We start from the raw sequence: 16,394 nt of genomic DNA, 5'->3' as shown, positions 1-16,394 counted from the left end.
TCCGCGCTCAGCGCCGGCCGCGGCCGCCGGTCCGGCGGCCGCCCTGGGGCCCGCCGCGACCACCGCGGGCGCCTCCCCGCGAGCCGCCCGCCCGCCGCGCCCCCTGCGGGGGCTGCCCCCCACGGCGCGACGACGACGCCCGCGGCTGCTTCCCGCCGGACGGGGGCCGGTCCTCGGCGGACCGGGACGTGGCAGCGGCCCCGCCGCGGGAGCTGTTGAGCCCCCGCCCGCGGACCACGCCCACGAAGTCCTGCACGAGCTCCTCCTGCTCCGCCGGCAGGTCCTGCGGCCACACGAGCGCCACGGGGACCGCGGCGGCATCGGGCACCACCCGGTGCACGAGGTCCTTGCGGTGGTGCAGCCGCGCGAGGGACATGGGCACGACCACCAGGCCGAGCCCGGCGGCGACGAGCTCGACGGCGTCCCGGGCGTGGCGCACCGGGGGCGGCGCGTCGGCGGCGACCGCCTCCGGGGAGCGCAGCCGGTGCCGCTCCGGCAGGGTCGCGGAGTCCTGCAGCAGCACCTCGTGCACGAGCTCCGCGACCGGCACCTCGTCGAGCAGGGTCAGCTCGTGGTCCCGGGGCAGCACCACGACCTGCTGCTCCGCGTACAGCTCCACCGCCCGGTACCGCTCGCGCAGCGCGGTGAGGTCGTCGACCCCGGTCCGCGGGTGCGCGGGCAGCCGCACGAAGCACGCGTGGGCGCGCCCCGCGGCCAGCTCGTCCTGCCACCCGTCCGCCTCCAGCGGGCGCTCGGCCAGCACCCGGCCCGGATTGCGGTCCCGCCACCGGAAGAACCACTTGCCGGGCATCACGCCGGGGACGAAGGCGACCACCAGGTCGGCCGTCCCCCCGGCCGGCGGGGCGGCCGGCTCGGCTGCGGGGTCCTGGGGTCCGGGCGTGTCGTCCATGGCGGCCAATCTACCCACTGCCCGGCCCGCTCCCGGCCACCGGCGGACGTCGTCCGGGACGCGCCGGCCGCCCGGGATGCGAAACCGGCGCGGGATGTATAGGATGGAACGGTTGCTCCGGGGCTATAGCTCAGTTGGTAGAGCGTTTCGTTCGCAATGAAAAGGTCAGGGGTTCGATTCCCCTTAGCTCCACGGATCGAGGAAGCGGGACATCCCACCGGGATGTCCCGCTTCGTCGTTGCCGGGCCTCCTCCCCCGTGTCCCCGGGGGCCTCCTCAGCCGAGGTCCTCGCGCAGCTGGGACAGGAGCACCCCCACCACGTCCACGCCGCCGTCCGTCCCGGCGCGCAGCCGTACGACCTCCGCGCCGTGCAGCGCCCCCACGGCGTAGCGGTCCTCCCCCGTGCGCCGGAGGGCGCCCGCCGTGTCGGCGAGCCATCGCTCCAGCACCGCGGCGTCCATGATCCGGCCCAGCTCGTCCTGGTAGTCCTCGGCGTCCCGGGCCGCGCGCCGAAGCTGCTTGCCGGGCCGCATCCCGGTCCGGTCCAGGACGGCGTCGACGTAGCGCACGCGCTTGACCGCCTTGCGGACGTCGTGCAGGTGCTCCAGCCGCTGCGGCCCGCCGGCCTGCTCCGTCCCGCCGGCCTGCTCGGCCTCGGCGACGCGCTCGGCGACGCGCACCACCTTCCGCAGCGCCCGGTGCACCAGCACGTCGGAGACCTCGCGCGCCGAGAGCCGGGTGCACTCCCCGGTCACGGGCGGAGCCGCCGCGACGTCCTGGACGTCCGCGAGGAGCTGCAGGTGCTCCCGGCCCGTCACGTGCCGCCGCACCTTCCCGGCCGCCGTCCGAGCCTGCTCCTCCGCCCGCCGCTGCAGGGCTTCCGCCTCGGCCGGCCCCACCCGGCCGTCGAGCTCGGCCACGCGCCCGGCCATCAGCTCCGCGGTGACCTCCGCGTCCCGCGCCTCGGACAGGGCGCGGGCGAGCCGGCGCAGCCCGGCGTCCAGCTCCTCCACCGCGTCCCCCTCGAGCAGCGGCGCGGCGGCCTTGAGGACGCTGCGCAGAGAGCGCGACGTCACACGCATCTGGTGCACCGCGTCCGGCACGTCGAGGCGGACCTGCAGGTCCCAGAGCACGAGCTGCTCCGCGAGTTCCCCGAGCACGGCCCGCAGCACGTCCGGCCCGGGCTCCTTGCCCGCCTTCTTGCCCTTCTTGCCCCGGCCCTTGCCCTTGCCCTTCTTGCCCTGGTCCTTGCCCTTCGTGTCCTTCTTCCGCTTCCCCTTCGTCCCCGTGCTCTCCGCCTGCTGCTCCTGCTCGAGCTCCACCGGAGTGCCGCCGTCCTCCTCGCCGAGGGCACGCGCGATCTTCGCCCGGGAGGTGGACGGCGTTCCGCCGGCCGCGCGGACCACGGCCTCGACCGCGGCGAAGATCTGCTCCTGGCGCTCCTCGGGGACCGTGCCGTCGAGGAGCTCGACCTCCCACTCGGACCAGGACCGCTCCGTTCCGGTGCGCTCGTCGACGGCCTCGACGACGTCCGCGGCGAGCTCGGCGACCTCCGCCCCCGTGCTGTCGCTGAGCGTGCGCACCTGCCGGACCGTGCGGAGCGTCGCGACCGGGCGCAGCTCCTGACCTCCGGTCAGCCCCGCGAGCAGGTTCCGCACGGACGCCGGCATCCGGTCCGGCGTGCGCAGCAGCGGCACCTGGAACTCGTGGCGCCCGCCCGGGCCGGAGAACTTCACGTGCCATCCGTCGTCGGCCCCGCCCCGGCGCCGGCGCAGCGCGACCAGCCGCCGGCCGAGGGCCATGTCCTGGGTGTCGTGGTAGACGGCCTCCATGCGGTGCTCCACGGGGTCCGCCGAGACCGTCCACCCCTCCAGCCCGCTCCAGTCCACGCGGGCCTCGGCGCCCTCCGGGAACTCGTACTTGCGCTCGACCTCGCGGTGGGCGACGGCGGTCATGGGTGTCCTCCTCGTCGGGGCGGCCGGCCGCCGGGCCCGGCGGCCGGCCGTTGCGGCGATGATACCGGGACGGCGCGCCACCCTCCGCAACGCGAACCGCCGCACGATCCCGAAGGGAGCGTGCGGCGGATCGGGCGGCCCGGCGCGCCGGGCCGCGTGGCGCGTCCGGTCAGGCGCGGCGGCGCTTGAGGACGTCGTCGAGGTCGAGGGCGGCGCGTCGCTGCTCCTCGCCCGCGCGCACGGCGTCCCTCAGGCTCGTGGAGCGGGAGGTGGGCTGCTCCGGGACCGGCAGGGGCTCCGGCTCCGGCCGCTGGACCACGGGGGCCTCGGCGTACGTCGGCCGCGGCACGGGGACGGGCTCCCAGGTCCGGCCCGGGGCCGCCGGGGCGGACTCGCGGGCCACCCGCAGGGCCTCGGCGCGCAGCTCCTCGACCGTGAAGGCCGGCGGGGCGGGCGTGCGGGGCTGCTCCTCGGCGGCCGGCAGGTCGAGGTCCTCGTCGGCCCGGCGCGACTGCTCGCGGACCTCCTCCGCCACGGCGTGCTCGTTGTCGAACAGGGCGACGTCCTCGCGCGGCGCATGCGGCTCCTCCTGCTCCTCCGTGGTCCGGACCGCCGGGCGCGCGGCGCGGCGGGCGGCCCGGTCCTGGACGGCCAGGTAGCGCAGGGCCAGGACGGAGCCGACGGCGAGCAGCAGCAGGAACACCGGCCACGGCCAGCTGACCGCGGCGGAGAACGGTGCGACGACGGCGGTGACGAGCCCGCCCAGGAGGGCGGCGCACCCGGCGAGCAGGATCCCGGCGCGGTCCCGCCGGATGCGCAGGGCACCGGTGCCGGAGCGTCCGGGGCCGCCGTCGGCGGGACGGGAGTCGGTGTCGGTGGTCGCCATGATGTTCCTTCGTCGGCGGGACGCGGGTGCGGGCTGCGCGATCGGCGCGGGAAGGTGGTCGGGGGCCGGATCGGCGCCGGGCTGCGCCTCCTCGGCGTCCTCCCGGCGGCGCTGCAGCCGGGGCACGACCCAGAACAGCGAGAGCGCGCAGACGACGGCCAGCACGGCCGAGCTGCTCACCCAGATCATGGTCGCGGTCCTGCCTTCGTGGTCGCTGGATCGGGCGGACGTGAGCCGCCGGCGCGCTGCGCCGGCGTGTCCGGGGCCCGGGCTCGGGCCGTGAGGGACAGCCTACTACCGCACGGGCGCGCCTGTGGGTATCCCTGTGGACACGGCCGGTCCGGTCACTGCCACACGGCGGGCCGGTCGGATCCCGTGAACCGGCGGACGAGCCCCTCGGGCACCTCGGGCGCGGTGAGCGCGAAGCTGCGGTGGTCCGTCCAGCGGCCGTCGATGTGCAGGAAGTCCTTGCGCAGCCCCTCGTCCCGGAACCCCAGCTTCTCCACCACCCGCAGGGACTTGGTGTTCTCCGGCCGGATGTTGATCTCCATCCGGTGCAGCCCGAGGCCCTGGAAGCAGTAGTCGGTGGCCATGGCCACCGCCATGGGGGCCACGCCGCGGCCCGCCTGGTCCCGGTCCACCCAGTAGCCCAGGGACGCGGACAGGAACGACCCCCACGAGATCCCGGAGACCGTCAGCTGGCCGACCAGGCCGAACCCCTCCGTCCCCGGGACCCGCTCCGTGATCAGGAAGGGCAGCGCCGTGCCCTGCCGCGCCTGCTGGTCGAGGGACCGGACGAACTGCCCGAACGTGGGCGGCCGCCCGCCGGGCGCGGGGTTCGTGGCCTCCCACGGATCGAGCCAGTCCCGGTTGCGGGCCCGCACGGCGTCCCACTCCCGGCGGTCCCCCCGGACCAGCGGGCGCAGCCTGAGCTCTCCCCAGGAGACGGTGACGGGCCAGCGGAGCTGCCCGGCCACGGGAGCGCGGCCTCTCAGCCGACCGGCAGGGACCGGGCGTACTCCCGGAGCCACTCGCACAGCTCGGGCCCGAGGTCCTCCCGCTCCGAGGCCAGGATGATGTTGGCCTTGAGGTAGCTGAGCTTGTCGCCGGTGTCGTAGCGGCGGCCCTTGAAGACCACCCCGTAGACCCCGCCGCCCTCGCCCTCGCGGCCGGCGAGGGTCTGCAGCGCGTCGGTGAGCTGGATCTCGTTCCCGCGCCCGGGGGCGGTGTTCTCGAGCACCTCGAAGACGTCCGGGTGCAGGACGTAGCGGCCGATGATGGCCAGGTTGGACGGCGCCTCCGCCGGGGAGGGCTTCTCGACGAGCCCGTTGATCCGCACGAAGTCCTCGCCCTCGACCGGGGTGACGTCGGCACAGCCGTAGGAGCTGATCTGCTCCTGCGGGACCTCCATGAGCGCGACCACGGAGCCGCCGGTGCGCTCCTGGACGGCGATCATCTCGGTGAGCAGGGAGTCCCTGGCGTCGATGAGGTCGTCGCCCAGCAGCACGGCGAAGGGCTCGTCGCCGATGTGGATCTTGGCGCGCAGCACCGCGTGCCCCAGTCCCTTGGGGTCCGCCTGGCGCAGGTAGTGGATCTCGCCGAGCTCGGAGGCGTGCTCGACCTCGCGGAGCAGCTCCGTCTTGCCGGACTCCTCGAGCTGGTGCTCCAGCGCCGGCACGCGGTCGAAGTGGTCCTCCAGCGCCCGCTTCGAGCGGCCGGTGATCATCAGGACGTCCTGGAGGCCGGCGTCGACCGCCTCCTGGACCACGTACTGGATGGCCGGGCGGTCCACGACCGGCAGCATCTCCTTGGGCATGGCCTTCGTCGCGGGCAGGAACCGGGTGCCGAGCCCGGCGGCGGGGATGACGGCCTTCCGGACCGTCCGGGGGTTGCTGTTTCCACTCATGGGCTCAGGCTAACGGATCGGGCACGCGGGCCAGCGGATTCCCGGCACGGCACGGTTGCCCGCCGCGGCGGCCCCGGCTAGCCTCGCACCACCGGCCCGGGTGGGCCGGCTGGTCCGGGGTGCCTCCCCGGCCCGAGCACCGGACAGGAGCGGACACGACGATGACCCATCCCGGGGGCCCCGCCGAGGCGAAGGCCCGGCTGCGCCGCGAGCTGCGGGCCGCCCGTGCGCGGCGCCCGCGGGCCGCCCGGGAGCACGCCGCCGTCGGCTTCGACCGGCACCTGGCGGAGCTGCTCGCCGACCGGCCGCACCTCGACGTCGCCGCGTACCTCCCCCTGCCCACCGAGCCGCCCCTCGAGCCCGCCCTGGTCACCGCCCACCACCGCGGCCACCGGATCTGGGTCCCCGTGTGCGAGCCCGGGCGCAGGCTCTCGTGGGCGCGCTGGTCGCCGGGCACCCCCGAGCGCTCCGGCGGCACCGGCGGACTGCGGGAGCCCGTCGGCGCCCGCCACGGCGCCGAGGTCATGCACTCCGTGGGCCTGCTGCTCGTGCCCGCCCTGGCCGTGGCCCCCGGCGGCGCCCGGCTGGGCTTCGGCGGCGGCTACTACGACCGCTTCCTGGCCACGCTGCCCCGCACGGCCCACCCGGAGCTGCGCACCGCGGTGTGCGTCTTCGCCGACGAGGTCCTCCCCGCCGGGGTCCTGCCCGTCGAGGAGTTCGACGCCCCCGTGCCGCTGGCGCTCACGGAGAACGGGCCCACGCCCCTGGACGGGTCCGCCGGTCGGGGCCGGGGAACACGGTAGAATCAGCAGTCGCCCCCTTCGAGTGCCAGGGAGCGCGCTCGTCGACCCTTCCCAGGAGGACCCATGCCCGTCTACGCCTACGCCTGCAAGGACTGCGGCCACGCGTTCGACATCCGCCAGTCGTTCAGCGAGGACGCCCTGACCGTCTGCCCGGAGTGCGCCGGAGGCCTGCGCAAGAAGTTCAACACGGTGGGCGTGGTGTTCAAGGGCTCCGGCTTCTACCGCAACGACTCCCGCTCCGGCGGCGCGGACTCCGGCGCCTCGACGCCCGCCGAGTCCGGCGCCTCAGCGTCCGGCTCCTCCGCGTCCGGCTCCGCCGCGGAGACCGCGCCCGCGGCGGCCACGGCGGGCGCGGGCGCGTCCTCGTCCGCCACCGCGCCCGCCGCCGCGTCGGCGGGCGGATCCGCCGGCTGAGGTGTTCCCGGACGCCGTCCCGGCGTCCGGACTGCACGGAGCGCGCCTGCCCGGCGAGAGCCCCCTGCCCTCCCCCGGGCGGCCTCCGCACGGCCGGGTCCGGCGCGTCCGCGCCGTAGGGTGCGGCGCATGAGCCGACGCCGACGGACCCTCAGACGCCGCTATCCGCTGTCCCTGCACCTGCGCTCGGTCGTGTCCCGGCGCCGCCGGCTGGTGGCCGCGCTGCTCCTCGGCCTCGCCGTGGGCCTGGCCGTCCTGCGGCTCGGCCCGCCCCAGGCCAGGACCGTGCCGGTGGTCACCGCCGCCGGGGCGCTGCCCGCGGGCTCGGTGCTCTCCCCGGAGCGGCTCGCGGTGGCCGCCTATCCGCGCGGGCTGGCCCCGGAGGGCGCCGTCGCCGATCCCGCGGAGCTGTCCGGGCGCGTCCTCGCGGGCGCCGCGGGCCCGGGGCAGCCGCTGACGGAGACCGCGCTCGTGGGCCCGGGCCTGCTGACCGGGCAGGCCCGGGGCGTCACGGCGGTGACCCTGCGCATCGACGATCCCGGGGTGCTGCGGCACGTGCGCGCGGGCGACCACGTGGACGTCGTGCACCTGCCCGACAGCGCCGCACCGGGCGACCGCCACGTCCTGGGCCGGGGCCTGCCCGTGCTGTGGGTCGCCGCCGGGGGCGCCGGCGGGGACGGCGGCGGGGACGGCGACCTGCTGGCGGGGCCCGCGGCGCCCGAGGAGGAGGGGCTGCTGGTGGTGGGGGCCCCGCACGAGGGCGCCGCGCAGCTGGCCGGCGCCGGCGGCACCGGGCGCACCACCGTGGTCCTCGTCCCGGCGCCGGTCAGTCCCAGTGCGGAGGCCGCTGCGCCCTGAGCCACTCCTCGTGGGCCCGTTCCCCGGCCGCCCCCGCGGGCTCCCCGTCGGTCCCGGGCGCCCCGCGCGGCGGGACCTCCAGGCCGGGCAGGCGCGGCTCCGCCCCGGTGAACGTGCCCCCGGTGGCCCGCCGCGGCCCGCGCCGGCGCGGGCGTGGCGCCGCGGACCCGTCCTGCCGCGGCGCCGGATCCGGCTCCCCCGGCCCGGCGGCCCCGCCGCGCCGGGCGTGCGGCTCCCCTGGCCCGGCGGCCCCGCCGCGCGGCGGGGCCGGCTCAGCCGGCACGGGAGCCCCGACGGTCACCGGCGGGCAGGCCGAGATAGCGCCGGATCAGCTCGGCCACGGTGTCCGGGTCGGTGAAGACCTCGATGGTCCACAGCGTGAGGTAGTTCCAGCCGCTGCGCTCGAGCTGCTGCGGCCGCAGCCGGGACCGCTCCCGCACGGACAGGGCGGCGTTCTCCGCCGAGCCGTCGGACTGCCCGGCCACGGGGATCCGCAGCGGCCGGTCCTCGGCGCGGGCGCGGCCCGGCAGCACGGCGCCCGCGGACATCGACTCCGTGCCGGCCCACGCGACCAGGTCGAGGACCCCCGCGTAGTCCAGCCGCACGGAGGCCCCGCGCTCGGTGAGGCGGCGGGCCAGGTCGACCACCAGGGCGTCGTCGTGGGTGTCCCGCGCGCCGTCTTCCCCCGGGGGCGGGCCGCCGAGGTGCGCGGCGAGCACCCGGGCGAAGTCGCGCGCCCCGTGCTGGAGGCCCTTGCCCTCCATCTCGCCCGGGTGCAGCGAGGTCACGATGCGGGTGGTGTGGCGGGCCCGGGTCATCCCGAGCACGAAGTGCTGGCGGCCGTGCCGCTCGGACAGCGCCCCGAGGTACGGCACGGTGCGGCCGTTGGCGGTCTTGCCGAAGCCCAGCGAGAAGATGACGGTGTCCCGCACGATCCCGGCCGCCCGGTGCAGGTCCACCACGCGGAAGGACTCGGGCCCCGGGGCGAAGAAGTCCGCGGCACCGGGCTCCTCGCGCATCCGCTGCCGGACGGCCTGGGCGATCCGCGCGGCGTGCACCGCGCTGGCGGTCACCACGGCCAGCGAGCGGCGCGGGTGCCGGGCCGCGTGCTCGAAGACGAGCTCCACGACCCGCCGCACCTCGGCGGCGGGCGCCTGGATGCCCTCGATCCCGGCGGTCAGGGCGCCCACCCCGTCCGGGACGTACTCGACGTCGAGGACGGGGGTGGCCCCGGTGACGGACTCGCCGTGCGGGATCCTGCTCAGGCGCCCGCCGTAGAACTGCTCGTTGAGGTGGCGGAAGACCTGCTCGTCCATCGACCGGTACACGGTCCGCAGCGTCCGCTCCGGCACCACCCGGGACAGGGCGTCGAAGGCGCTGTCCACCTCGACCACCGGCTGGGTGCCCGGTGCGGGGACCGCGGTGGGCGCCACCGTGAACGGCTGCGGGCGGCCCAGGTGCGGGTCCCCGAACGCGATGACCTGCCGGCACCGGGTCAGGGCCGGCAGCACCGCCGCGAGCGGGGAGCTCTCGGCGTCGAGCACCACCACGGCGTCGAACTCGTGGTCCTCGGGCAGCGCCGCGGAGAGCACCAGCGGACTGGCCGTCCAGACGGGCACCAGGGAGCCGACCAGCTCGCCCGCGGAGGCGGCGACCTCCTCGAGCGGCGCGGCGCCGGCGCGGAGCATCCGGCGCAGGGCGGCCGCGGCCCGCGGGGAGCGCCGGACGGTGCGCTGCCAGCGGTCGGCGAGCTCCCACAGGAGGCGGCCGGCGCCGGAGGCCACGTGGGCGGCGTCGGCACGGCGGAACACGGACTCCGCCCTGCGCAGGGCGTGGCCCTCGGGCATGGCCAGGAAGTCGTCGCCGGTGATCATGGCCTCGAGCGTGGACTGCCACCAGGCGAGGTCGAACTCCCCGGGGACCTCCGCCCGGGGCACGGTCCGCCGGACCAGGTCGTCCACGAGCTCGCCGAGGCCCTGGCCGCGCAGCTCGTCGAGCAGGACGGTGCGCTCGGGCAGCACGGCGAGGTTCTCCTCGTCGTTGATCAGCCGGTCCAGGGTCTCCCGCAGCCGGTCGATCGGCTGCCCGAGGAGGTCGTCGCCGGTGGGCGAGCCCTCGAGGGCGATGGCCAGTCCCTCGAGGTCCTCCACGAAGCGGGCCTGCACCGCCGCGAGCTCCTCGACCCGCTCGGAGACGACCGGGTGCTTCGACGACGTGGCCCACTCGCGCCACCGCTCCCGCTCCGACTGCACGCGCAGCAGCGCGCTGTGCAGGTCCGTGAGGTGCACCCCGTGCCGGATGTACTCCTTCGCGGCCTTGCGCAGCCGCGAGCGCTGCAGCCCGGTCATTTCGATCCCGTGCTCGCGCCGCCAGCCGGACCCCGCGGTCGCGGCGACCAGGTCGGTCACGGGGCGGTCGTAGATGTCGGGGGTGAAGCGGGTCAGGGAGTCCTGGACCTCCTGCAGCAGCCGCAGCTGCCGGCCCCACTCGGGGACGGTCGTGCCGCCGCGCAGCCCGCTCGTGGCCAGCACGTGCCGCATCCCGGTCTCGAGGGTGGTCAGCTCCAGCAGCAGGGACTGGGCGAGCCGGTGCGCCTGGCGGGCCTCGTCCTCGTTGACCAGGCGCGCCCCGGTCCAGGGACCCGCCAGGGTCCCGGCGTCGAAGGCCCCGAGCTCGGCGGCGCGCTCGAGCCGGGCGACCACGTCGCCCCGGTCGCCGACGGCGTCGAGCACCGAGCGCGGGAAGCGCACGGACGTGGCGGGCGCCGGGCGGCGGGAGGTCAGCTCGGCGAGCGCCTGCACGGCCCGGTACGGGGAGACGGACCACCGCGGCCGGACGGTGTGCAGGGACCGCACGTGCTCGGCGAGCTGGTCGCGGCTGGTGCGCAGCGTCTCGTGCAGCTCGGTGAGCTCCGGGCGCTCGGCGCGCTCGTTGCGGGCGACCGCCCGGATGAGCTGCTGGGCCACGTCGGCGTCGCTGAGCTGGGAGGACAGCGGCAGGACGGCGGTGCCCAGGCCCAGGCCGTCCATCCGCCGCCCGAAGGCGGCGAGCGTGGTGCGCCGCTCCCCCAGGACCAGCACGGTCCGGCCGGCGGCCACGAGGGTGCCCACCGTGTTGACCGCGGTGTCCAGCTGGCCGGTGCCCGGGGCGGCGGTCACCACGAACGAGTGCCCCTGCGCGGTGAGGTCGAGGACCTCCTGCTGGGGGCCGTCGGCGTCGAGCAGCAGCAGCTCGTCGGCGGGGTCGCGCTCGTCGAGCGGGGGCGCCTCGTCGACGATCTCCTCGACCTGGGGGACCCGTCCGACCGCGGAGTCCTTGAGCCGGGCGAGGTCCCGCACGACGGCGGTCCGGGCCACGACGGAGAGGTCGGCGGGACGGTCGTGCAGGTCCGCGAACGTGGAGACGAGCAGCTTGTGCTGGACGTGCATCCCGGGCACCGTCCCGGCGAGGGTGCGCAGCGTCTCGAGGGCGGGGGCCGGATCGAGCCGCCGGGTGCCGTAGGCGAGCCGGGCGAGCTCCCCGGAGGTCAGGTCCACGCCGTGCTCCGCGGCCAGCCGGCGGACCATGGCGGGGTTGAGCCGGGCGGGGCCGACGAGCTGGAGCTCGAAGTCGTCGAGGTCCGGGCGCGGCTTCAGGGCGAGGGGGGCGAGCAGGACCGGGGCGATCCAGCGGCGCTGGCCGGCGCCAGTCGGGTCGGAGCCCCGGGGCCGGGCGAGCCAGGACGCGGTGCCGGCGGCGAGGTACGCGGCGTCCAGCCCGTGGTTGACCGACAGCTCGTGGGTCTTGGTGCGCAGGGCCCGGGCGGCGCGCACGGCGTGCCCGTACGCCTCGGGCTCGTGCACGATCGTGGACAGGCGGGTGGGGCGGCCCATGAGCAGCTGCGCCTGGCCCGAGGAGTTCGCCTCGGTGAGGTCGATGCACACGTTGTCGACCTGGTTGAAGTCCAGCAGCGTGTCCGGGCCGGTGTAGGCGTCCATCTGGCGGGTCCAGGGCTGCAGCGAGACGCGCGGGGGCTGCGCCCCGGAGGGGTCCGACTCCTGGGGGGTGCGGTCGGCTCCGATCGACATGGTTCTCCTCCTGCGCCACGGCCCGCGGGCCGGGCACCGCTCACGGACGGGTCGAGCGGTCCGTGCGGACCGCTCGACCCCGGCTGCTCGTGTTCCGCCCGTGCGGGGCGGGCCTCGGGCCCGCCCCCGGGCCTACTCCCACTCGATGGTTCCGGGGGGCTTGGACGTGACGTCCAAGACCACCCGGTTGACCTCTTCGACCTCGTTGGTGATGCGGTTGGAGACGCGGGCCAGCAGGTCGTAGGGCAGGCGGGACCAGTCGGCGGTCATCGCGTCCTCGCTCGAGACGGGGCGCAGCACGATGGGGTGCCCGTACGTGCGGCCGTCGCCCTGCACGCCCACCGAGCGCACGTCCGCCAGGAGCACGACCGGCATCTGCCACACCTCGTCGTCGAGCCCGGCGCGGGTCAGCTCCTCGCGGGCGATGGCGTCCGCCCGGCGCAGGATCGCGAGGTTCGCCTCGCTGACCTCTCCGATGATGCGGATGCCGAGCCCGGGGCCGGGGAACGGCTGGCGGCCGACGATCTCGTGGGGCAGGCCCAGCTCGCGCCCCACGGCGCGGACCTCGTCCTTGAACAGCGTGCGCAGCGGCTCGACCAGCTCGAACTGCAGGTCCTCGGGCAGCCCGCCCACGTTGTGGTGGCTCTTGATGTTGGCGGCGCCCTCCCCGCCGCCGGACTCCACGACGTCGGGGTAGAGGGTGCCCTGGACGAGGAAGCGCACGGGCTCGCCCTCCTGGGCGGCGTTCCGGGCGACCTCCTCGGCGGCGGCCTCGAAGGAGCGGATGAACTCCCGGCCGATGATCTTGCGCTTCTGTTCGGGGTCGGTGACGCCGGCGAGCGCGGTGAGGAAGCGCTCCTTCTCCTCGGCGACGTGGAGGTTGACGCCGGTCGCCGCGACGAAGTCCTTCTCGACCTGCTCGGCCTCGCCCTCGCGCAGCAGCCCGTGGTCCACGAACACGCACGTGAGCTGGTCGCCCACGGCCCGCTGGACCAGGGCGGCGGCCACGGCGGAGTCCACGCCGCCGGAGAGCCCGCAGATCACGGACGCGGTGCCGACCTGCTCCCGGATCCGCTGGACGTGCTCCTCGATGATGTTGCCGGTCGACCAGGTGGGCTCGACCTGCGCGCCGTCGAACAGGAAGTGCTCGAGCACCTGCTGCCCGTGCACGGAGTGCTTGACCTCCGGGTGCCACTGCACGCCGTAGAGCCGGCGGGCGTCGTCGGCGAAGGCGGCCACGGGGGTGGTCTCCGTGGAGGCGAGGACCTCGAAGCCGGCGGGGGCCTCGACGACCGAGTCGCCGTGGCTCATCCACACGGTCTGGGTGCCCGGCGAGCCCTCCAGGATGGAGGCGGTGGGCCCGCCCACGGCGGTGGCGGTGGTGGCCCCGTACTCGCGGGCGCCGGTGTGGGCGACGGTCCCCCCGAGGGCCTGCGCCATGGCCTGGAAGCCGTAGCAGATGCCCAGGACGGGCACGCCGGCCTCGAAGAGCGCCGCGTCCTGCTGCGGCGCGTCCTCGGCGTAGACGGAGGAGGGGCCGCCCGAGAGGATGATCGCCGCGGGGTTCTTGGCGAGGATCTGCTCGGTCGACCAGGTGTGGGGGACGATCTCGGAATAGACGCTGGCCTCGCGGACCCGGCGGGCGATCAGCTGCGCGTACTGCGCGCCGTAGTCGACCACCAGGACCGGGCGCTGCTCCAGATCGGTGCGGGTCTCAGCTGTTTCGGTCACGCCCTCCATCCTAGGCCAGGCGCGGGACCGGCTCAGTACCGCTTCGCGGCCTTCGGGTGGGCGCGCAGCTCCGCGGTGGTGGAGGCGTGGATCTTGCGCTCCACCACGAAGGAGAGGAACGGCACCACGCCGCCCAGCGCCATGACCACGAGCTGGGGGAAGGGCCAGCGCATGAGCGTCCAGATCCGGAAGCAGGAGATGAGGTAGACCACGTAGAACCAGCCGTGGACGATGAGGATCCAGGTGGAGATGTTGACCCCGCCCGCGAGGTTCTCGAGCTCGAGGTCCTGCCAGCCGAGGGCCACGGTCTGTCCCGTGGCCCGGTCGGTGCCGCCCGCGATCAGGTCGTAGCCCAGTCCGTAGCGGGTGATCATCTCGGCCACGAGCAGCAGCAGGAAGGTCCCGGAGATCCAGGCGCAGACCATGTAGAAGCTCAGGGCGCCGCGGATCTGGGCCTCGGTGCCCCCGAAGCGGCGGCGCGGCTGCAGGGCGGCCGCCCGGCGCGGGACCCGGCCCGGGGACGCCGCCTCCGAGGGGCGGGCGTCCGGGGGCAGGGGGACGCGCACCCCGTCGGTGCGCTCCTTCGGCGCGGGTGCCGGCGAGGGGGTCGGCTGCGTGGGTTCAGTCATGGTGGGCTCCGGTCCTGTCCTGGGTCCTGTCGTGGGTCCTGGGCTCGCGCGCCCGGTCGCCGGGCTGGTCGTCGAACCAGTAGTACTCCCCCGCCTCGGGGTCGTAGTAGTAGTAGCGTCCGCTGGCCTCGTCGTAGTAGTAGTCGCTGCCGTGGTGGTCGCCGCGGGAGGCCCCGCCCTCGAAGTAGAAGTACTCCTCCGGGTGCTGCTCGCGCTGCCACTCGTCGCGCACGAACCGCCACCAGATGTAGAGGGCGAACCCGGCGAAGACCACCCACTCGACCGCGTAGAAGACGTTGAGCAGGTTCACGGACTCGTCGGTGGGCTGCTGGTCGATGTCGAGCCGGGACAGCTCCGGGCTCAGCAGCGCGGCGTCCGGGGCGAGCCTCCCGTCCGCGTCGAGCGGCGGCGGCGCGGCGGCGGGGGTCTCGGCGAGGGCGGCCACGTACCCGGACCACAGCGGGACGTCCCAGAGGTTGGTCAGCTGGGCCGGGGACACCGTGCGCACCTGCCCCTCGGGCAGCTCGTCGCCGGGCACCGGGCCCTCCGCGGGCAGGTACCGGCCGACGACGCCGACGGCGCCCTCCGGCTCCTCCGGCACCGCGGCGGGGTCGTCGCTCCAGCCGCGGGCCACCGCGAGGGTCAGCTCGCCGCCGGCGTCCGGCCACAGGTCCTCGCTGCCGGGGACGGTGAGGGCGCTGACCGCCCACCAGCCCTCCGCGCCGTCCTGCAGGCGCCCCGGGACCAGGACGGTGGACCCGTCCCGGTACTCGCCGGTGACGGTGACGAGCTGGTCGGCCTGCGCGGCGGTGACGGGGGCGCCGGCCTCGGCCGCCTCGGCGAGCGGGACGGCCACGTCCTTGGCGGGGTCCGCGACCGTGCGGGACTGCTCGCTGGACTCCAGCTGCCACTGGCTCAGCAGCACGAATCCCACGGCCAGCCCGAGGCTCACGATCAGGGCGAGGATCGAACGGGGGCGCAGGGCGGTCGTGAGCACCCGTCAAGGCTAGTGCGCGTTCCTGGGCGTTCGCCAGTTGCGCGCGGGCCCGTGTCCCGCCGGCGGGACACGGGCGCGGGCCCGCCGGCGGGGCGCGGGTCAGCCGCGGATGACCACCTCGGCGCGCTGGAACTCCTTGAGCTCCAGGTACCCGGTGGTGGCCATCGAGCGGCGCAGGGCGCCGACGAGGTTGGAGGTGCCGTCCACGTGGCGGGACGGCCCGAAGAGGACCTCCTGCAGGGGCCCCACGGTGCCCACGCGGGTGCGCAGCCCGCGCGGCAGCTGCCCGTGGTGGGCCTCCGCACCCCAGTGCCAGCCCCGGCCGGGCGCCTCCTCGGTGCGGGCCAGCGCGGTGCCGAGCATCACGGCGTCCGCGCCCATGGCGAGCGCCTTGACGATGTCCCCGGAGACCCCCACCCCGCCGTCGGCGATGACGTGGACGTAGCGCCCGCCGGACTCGTCGAGGTAGTCGCGGCGGGCCGCCGCGACGTCGGAGATCGCCGTGGCCATGGCCGCGTGGATGCCCAGGGTGTTCTGGATGCGCATGGACGCGCCGCCGCCGAAGCCCACGAGCACCCCGGCCGCGCCCGTGCGCATGAGGTGCAGCGCCGGCGTGTAGCCCGCGGCGCCGCCCACGATGACCGGGACGTCGAGGTCGTAGATGAACTTCTTGAGGTCCAGCGGCTCCTGGTTGCGGGAGACGTGCTCCGCGGAGACCGTGGTGCCGCGGATCACGAAGACGTCCACGCCGGCGTCCAGGACGGTGCGGTAGTGCTCCACCGTGCGCTGCGGCGTCAGGGACCCCGCGACGATGACCCCCGACTCCCGGATCTGCGCGAGCCGGGCCGTGATCAGCTCCGGCTGCACGGGGGCCTCGTAGAGCTCCTGCATCCGGCGCGTGGACGCCGGGGCGTCCTCCCCGGAGAGCTCCGCGATCTCCTCGAGCACCGGCTGCGGGTCCTCGTAGCGGGTCCAGAGCCCCTCGAGGTCCAGCACCCCCAGTCCCCCGGCCCGGCCGAGGGCGATGGCCGTCTCCGGGGACGTCGCCGAGTCCATCGGGGCGCCCAGGAACGGGATGGAGAACCGGTAGGCGTCGATCTGCCAGTCCGTGGACACGTCCCGGGGGTCGCGCGTGCGGCGCGACGGGACGAGGGCGATCTCGTCCAGGGAGAAGGTGCGGCGGGCGCGTTTGGAGCGGCCGATCTCGATGTCGTAGCTCATGGTGTCCTTTCCGAACG

Annotated in this window: 13 protein-coding genes and 1 tRNA gene; 4 read left to right on the top strand and 10 right to left on the bottom strand. The window is 75.9% G+C overall.

From position 1 onward, the window contains the following. Positions 1 to 7: 7 nt before the first annotated feature. Complete coding sequence (locus RCG67_RS07725; RefSeq protein WP_368825594.1) at positions 8 to 910, bottom strand: LysR family transcriptional regulator substrate-binding protein; 903 nt, start codon at positions 908 to 910, stop codon at positions 8 to 10. A 119-nt stretch (positions 911 to 1,029) separates the two neighbouring features. Between RCG67_RS07725 and RCG67_RS07720 the strand changes: the two genes are divergently transcribed. Then, positions 1,030 to 1,102, top strand: a tRNA-Ala gene (locus tag RCG67_RS07720). A gap of 83 nt (positions 1,103 to 1,185) precedes the next feature. On the opposite strand, the gene RCG67_RS07715 is transcribed toward RCG67_RS07720, so the two are convergent. From RCG67_RS07715 to galU, 4 genes are all read right to left on the bottom strand, one after another. Continuing rightward, positions 1,186 to 2,865, bottom strand: a complete 1,680-nt coding sequence (locus tag RCG67_RS07715) for a CYTH and CHAD domain-containing protein (protein ID WP_368825593.1) — start codon at positions 2,863 to 2,865, stop codon at positions 1,186 to 1,188. A gap of 169 nt (positions 2,866 to 3,034) precedes the next feature. Then, positions 3,035 to 3,940 (bottom strand): hypothetical protein, encoded by a 906-nt coding sequence (locus RCG67_RS07710; protein WP_368825592.1) that lies wholly within the window; start codon positions 3,938 to 3,940, stop codon positions 3,035 to 3,037. 155 nt (positions 3,941 to 4,095) lie between these two features. Continuing rightward, positions 4,096 to 4,728, bottom strand: a complete 633-nt coding sequence (locus RCG67_RS07705; RefSeq protein WP_368825591.1) for a GNAT family N-acetyltransferase — start codon at positions 4,726 to 4,728, stop codon at positions 4,096 to 4,098. 14 nt (positions 4,729 to 4,742) lie between these two features. Next, a complete protein-coding gene (galU, locus tag RCG67_RS07700) occupies positions 4,743 to 5,657 on the bottom strand; it encodes a UTP--glucose-1-phosphate uridylyltransferase GalU (protein WP_368825590.1) in 915 nt (304 codons plus the stop codon). A 161-nt stretch (positions 5,658 to 5,818) separates the two neighbouring features. Here galU and RCG67_RS07695 point away from each other — a divergent pair, with 161 nt between their 5' ends. From RCG67_RS07695 to RCG67_RS07685, 3 genes are all read left to right on the top strand, one after another. Beyond that, entirely contained in the window at positions 5,819 to 6,460 is a 642-nt protein-coding gene (locus tag RCG67_RS07695; RefSeq protein ID WP_368825589.1) for a 5-formyltetrahydrofolate cyclo-ligase, read from the top strand. 63 nt (positions 6,461 to 6,523) lie between these two features. Beyond that, positions 6,524 to 6,874: an FmdB family zinc ribbon protein gene (locus RCG67_RS07690; RefSeq protein ID WP_368825588.1), complete on the top strand. Its 351-nt coding sequence runs from the start codon at positions 6,524 to 6,526 to the stop codon at positions 6,872 to 6,874. Positions 6,875 to 7,003: 129 nt separating this feature from the next. After that, positions 7,004 to 7,732: an SAF domain-containing protein gene (locus RCG67_RS07685; protein WP_368825587.1), complete on the top strand. Its 729-nt coding sequence runs from the start codon at positions 7,004 to 7,006 to the stop codon at positions 7,730 to 7,732. A 272-nt stretch (positions 7,733 to 8,004) separates the two neighbouring features. Here RCG67_RS07685 and RCG67_RS07680 read toward each other — a convergent pair whose 3' ends face one another. The 5 genes from RCG67_RS07680 to RCG67_RS07660 all read right to left on the bottom strand — a co-directional run bounded on the left by RCG67_RS07680 (position 8,005) and on the right by RCG67_RS07660 (position 16,377). Next, positions 8,005 to 11,799 (bottom strand): hypothetical protein, encoded by a 3,795-nt coding sequence (locus tag RCG67_RS07680; RefSeq protein WP_368825586.1) that lies wholly within the window; start codon positions 11,797 to 11,799, stop codon positions 8,005 to 8,007. Between the two features lie 132 nt (positions 11,800 to 11,931). Next, a complete protein-coding gene (gene guaA / locus RCG67_RS07675; protein WP_368825585.1) occupies positions 11,932 to 13,539 on the bottom strand; it encodes a glutamine-hydrolyzing GMP synthase in 1,608 nt (535 codons plus the stop codon). A gap of 23 nt (positions 13,540 to 13,562) precedes the next feature. Beyond that, the gene (locus tag RCG67_RS07670) at positions 13,563 to 14,159 is read right to left on the bottom strand and encodes a DUF3817 domain-containing protein (RefSeq protein ID WP_368825584.1); all 597 of its coding nucleotides are present in this window, start codon (positions 14,157 to 14,159) and stop codon (positions 13,563 to 13,565) included. Further along, entirely contained in the window at positions 14,152 to 15,156 is a 1,005-nt protein-coding gene (locus tag RCG67_RS07665) for an SURF1 family cytochrome oxidase biogenesis protein (protein WP_368825583.1), read from the bottom strand. The genes RCG67_RS07670 and RCG67_RS07665 overlap by 8 nt, the downstream gene beginning before the upstream one ends. A gap of 99 nt (positions 15,157 to 15,255) precedes the next feature. Next, positions 15,256 to 16,377, bottom strand: coding sequence for a GuaB3 family IMP dehydrogenase-related protein (locus RCG67_RS07660; RefSeq protein ID WP_368825582.1), 1,122 nt, complete (start codon positions 16,375 to 16,377; stop codon positions 15,256 to 15,258). Between the last annotated feature and the right edge of the window lie 17 nt (positions 16,378 to 16,394).

Source organism: Kocuria cellulosilytica, assembly GCF_040981245.1.
Taxonomy (GTDB): domain Bacteria; phylum Actinomycetota; class Actinomycetes; order Actinomycetales; family Micrococcaceae; genus Kocuria; species Kocuria cellulosilytica.
This window is presented reverse-complemented; position numbering and strand designations above follow the sequence as displayed.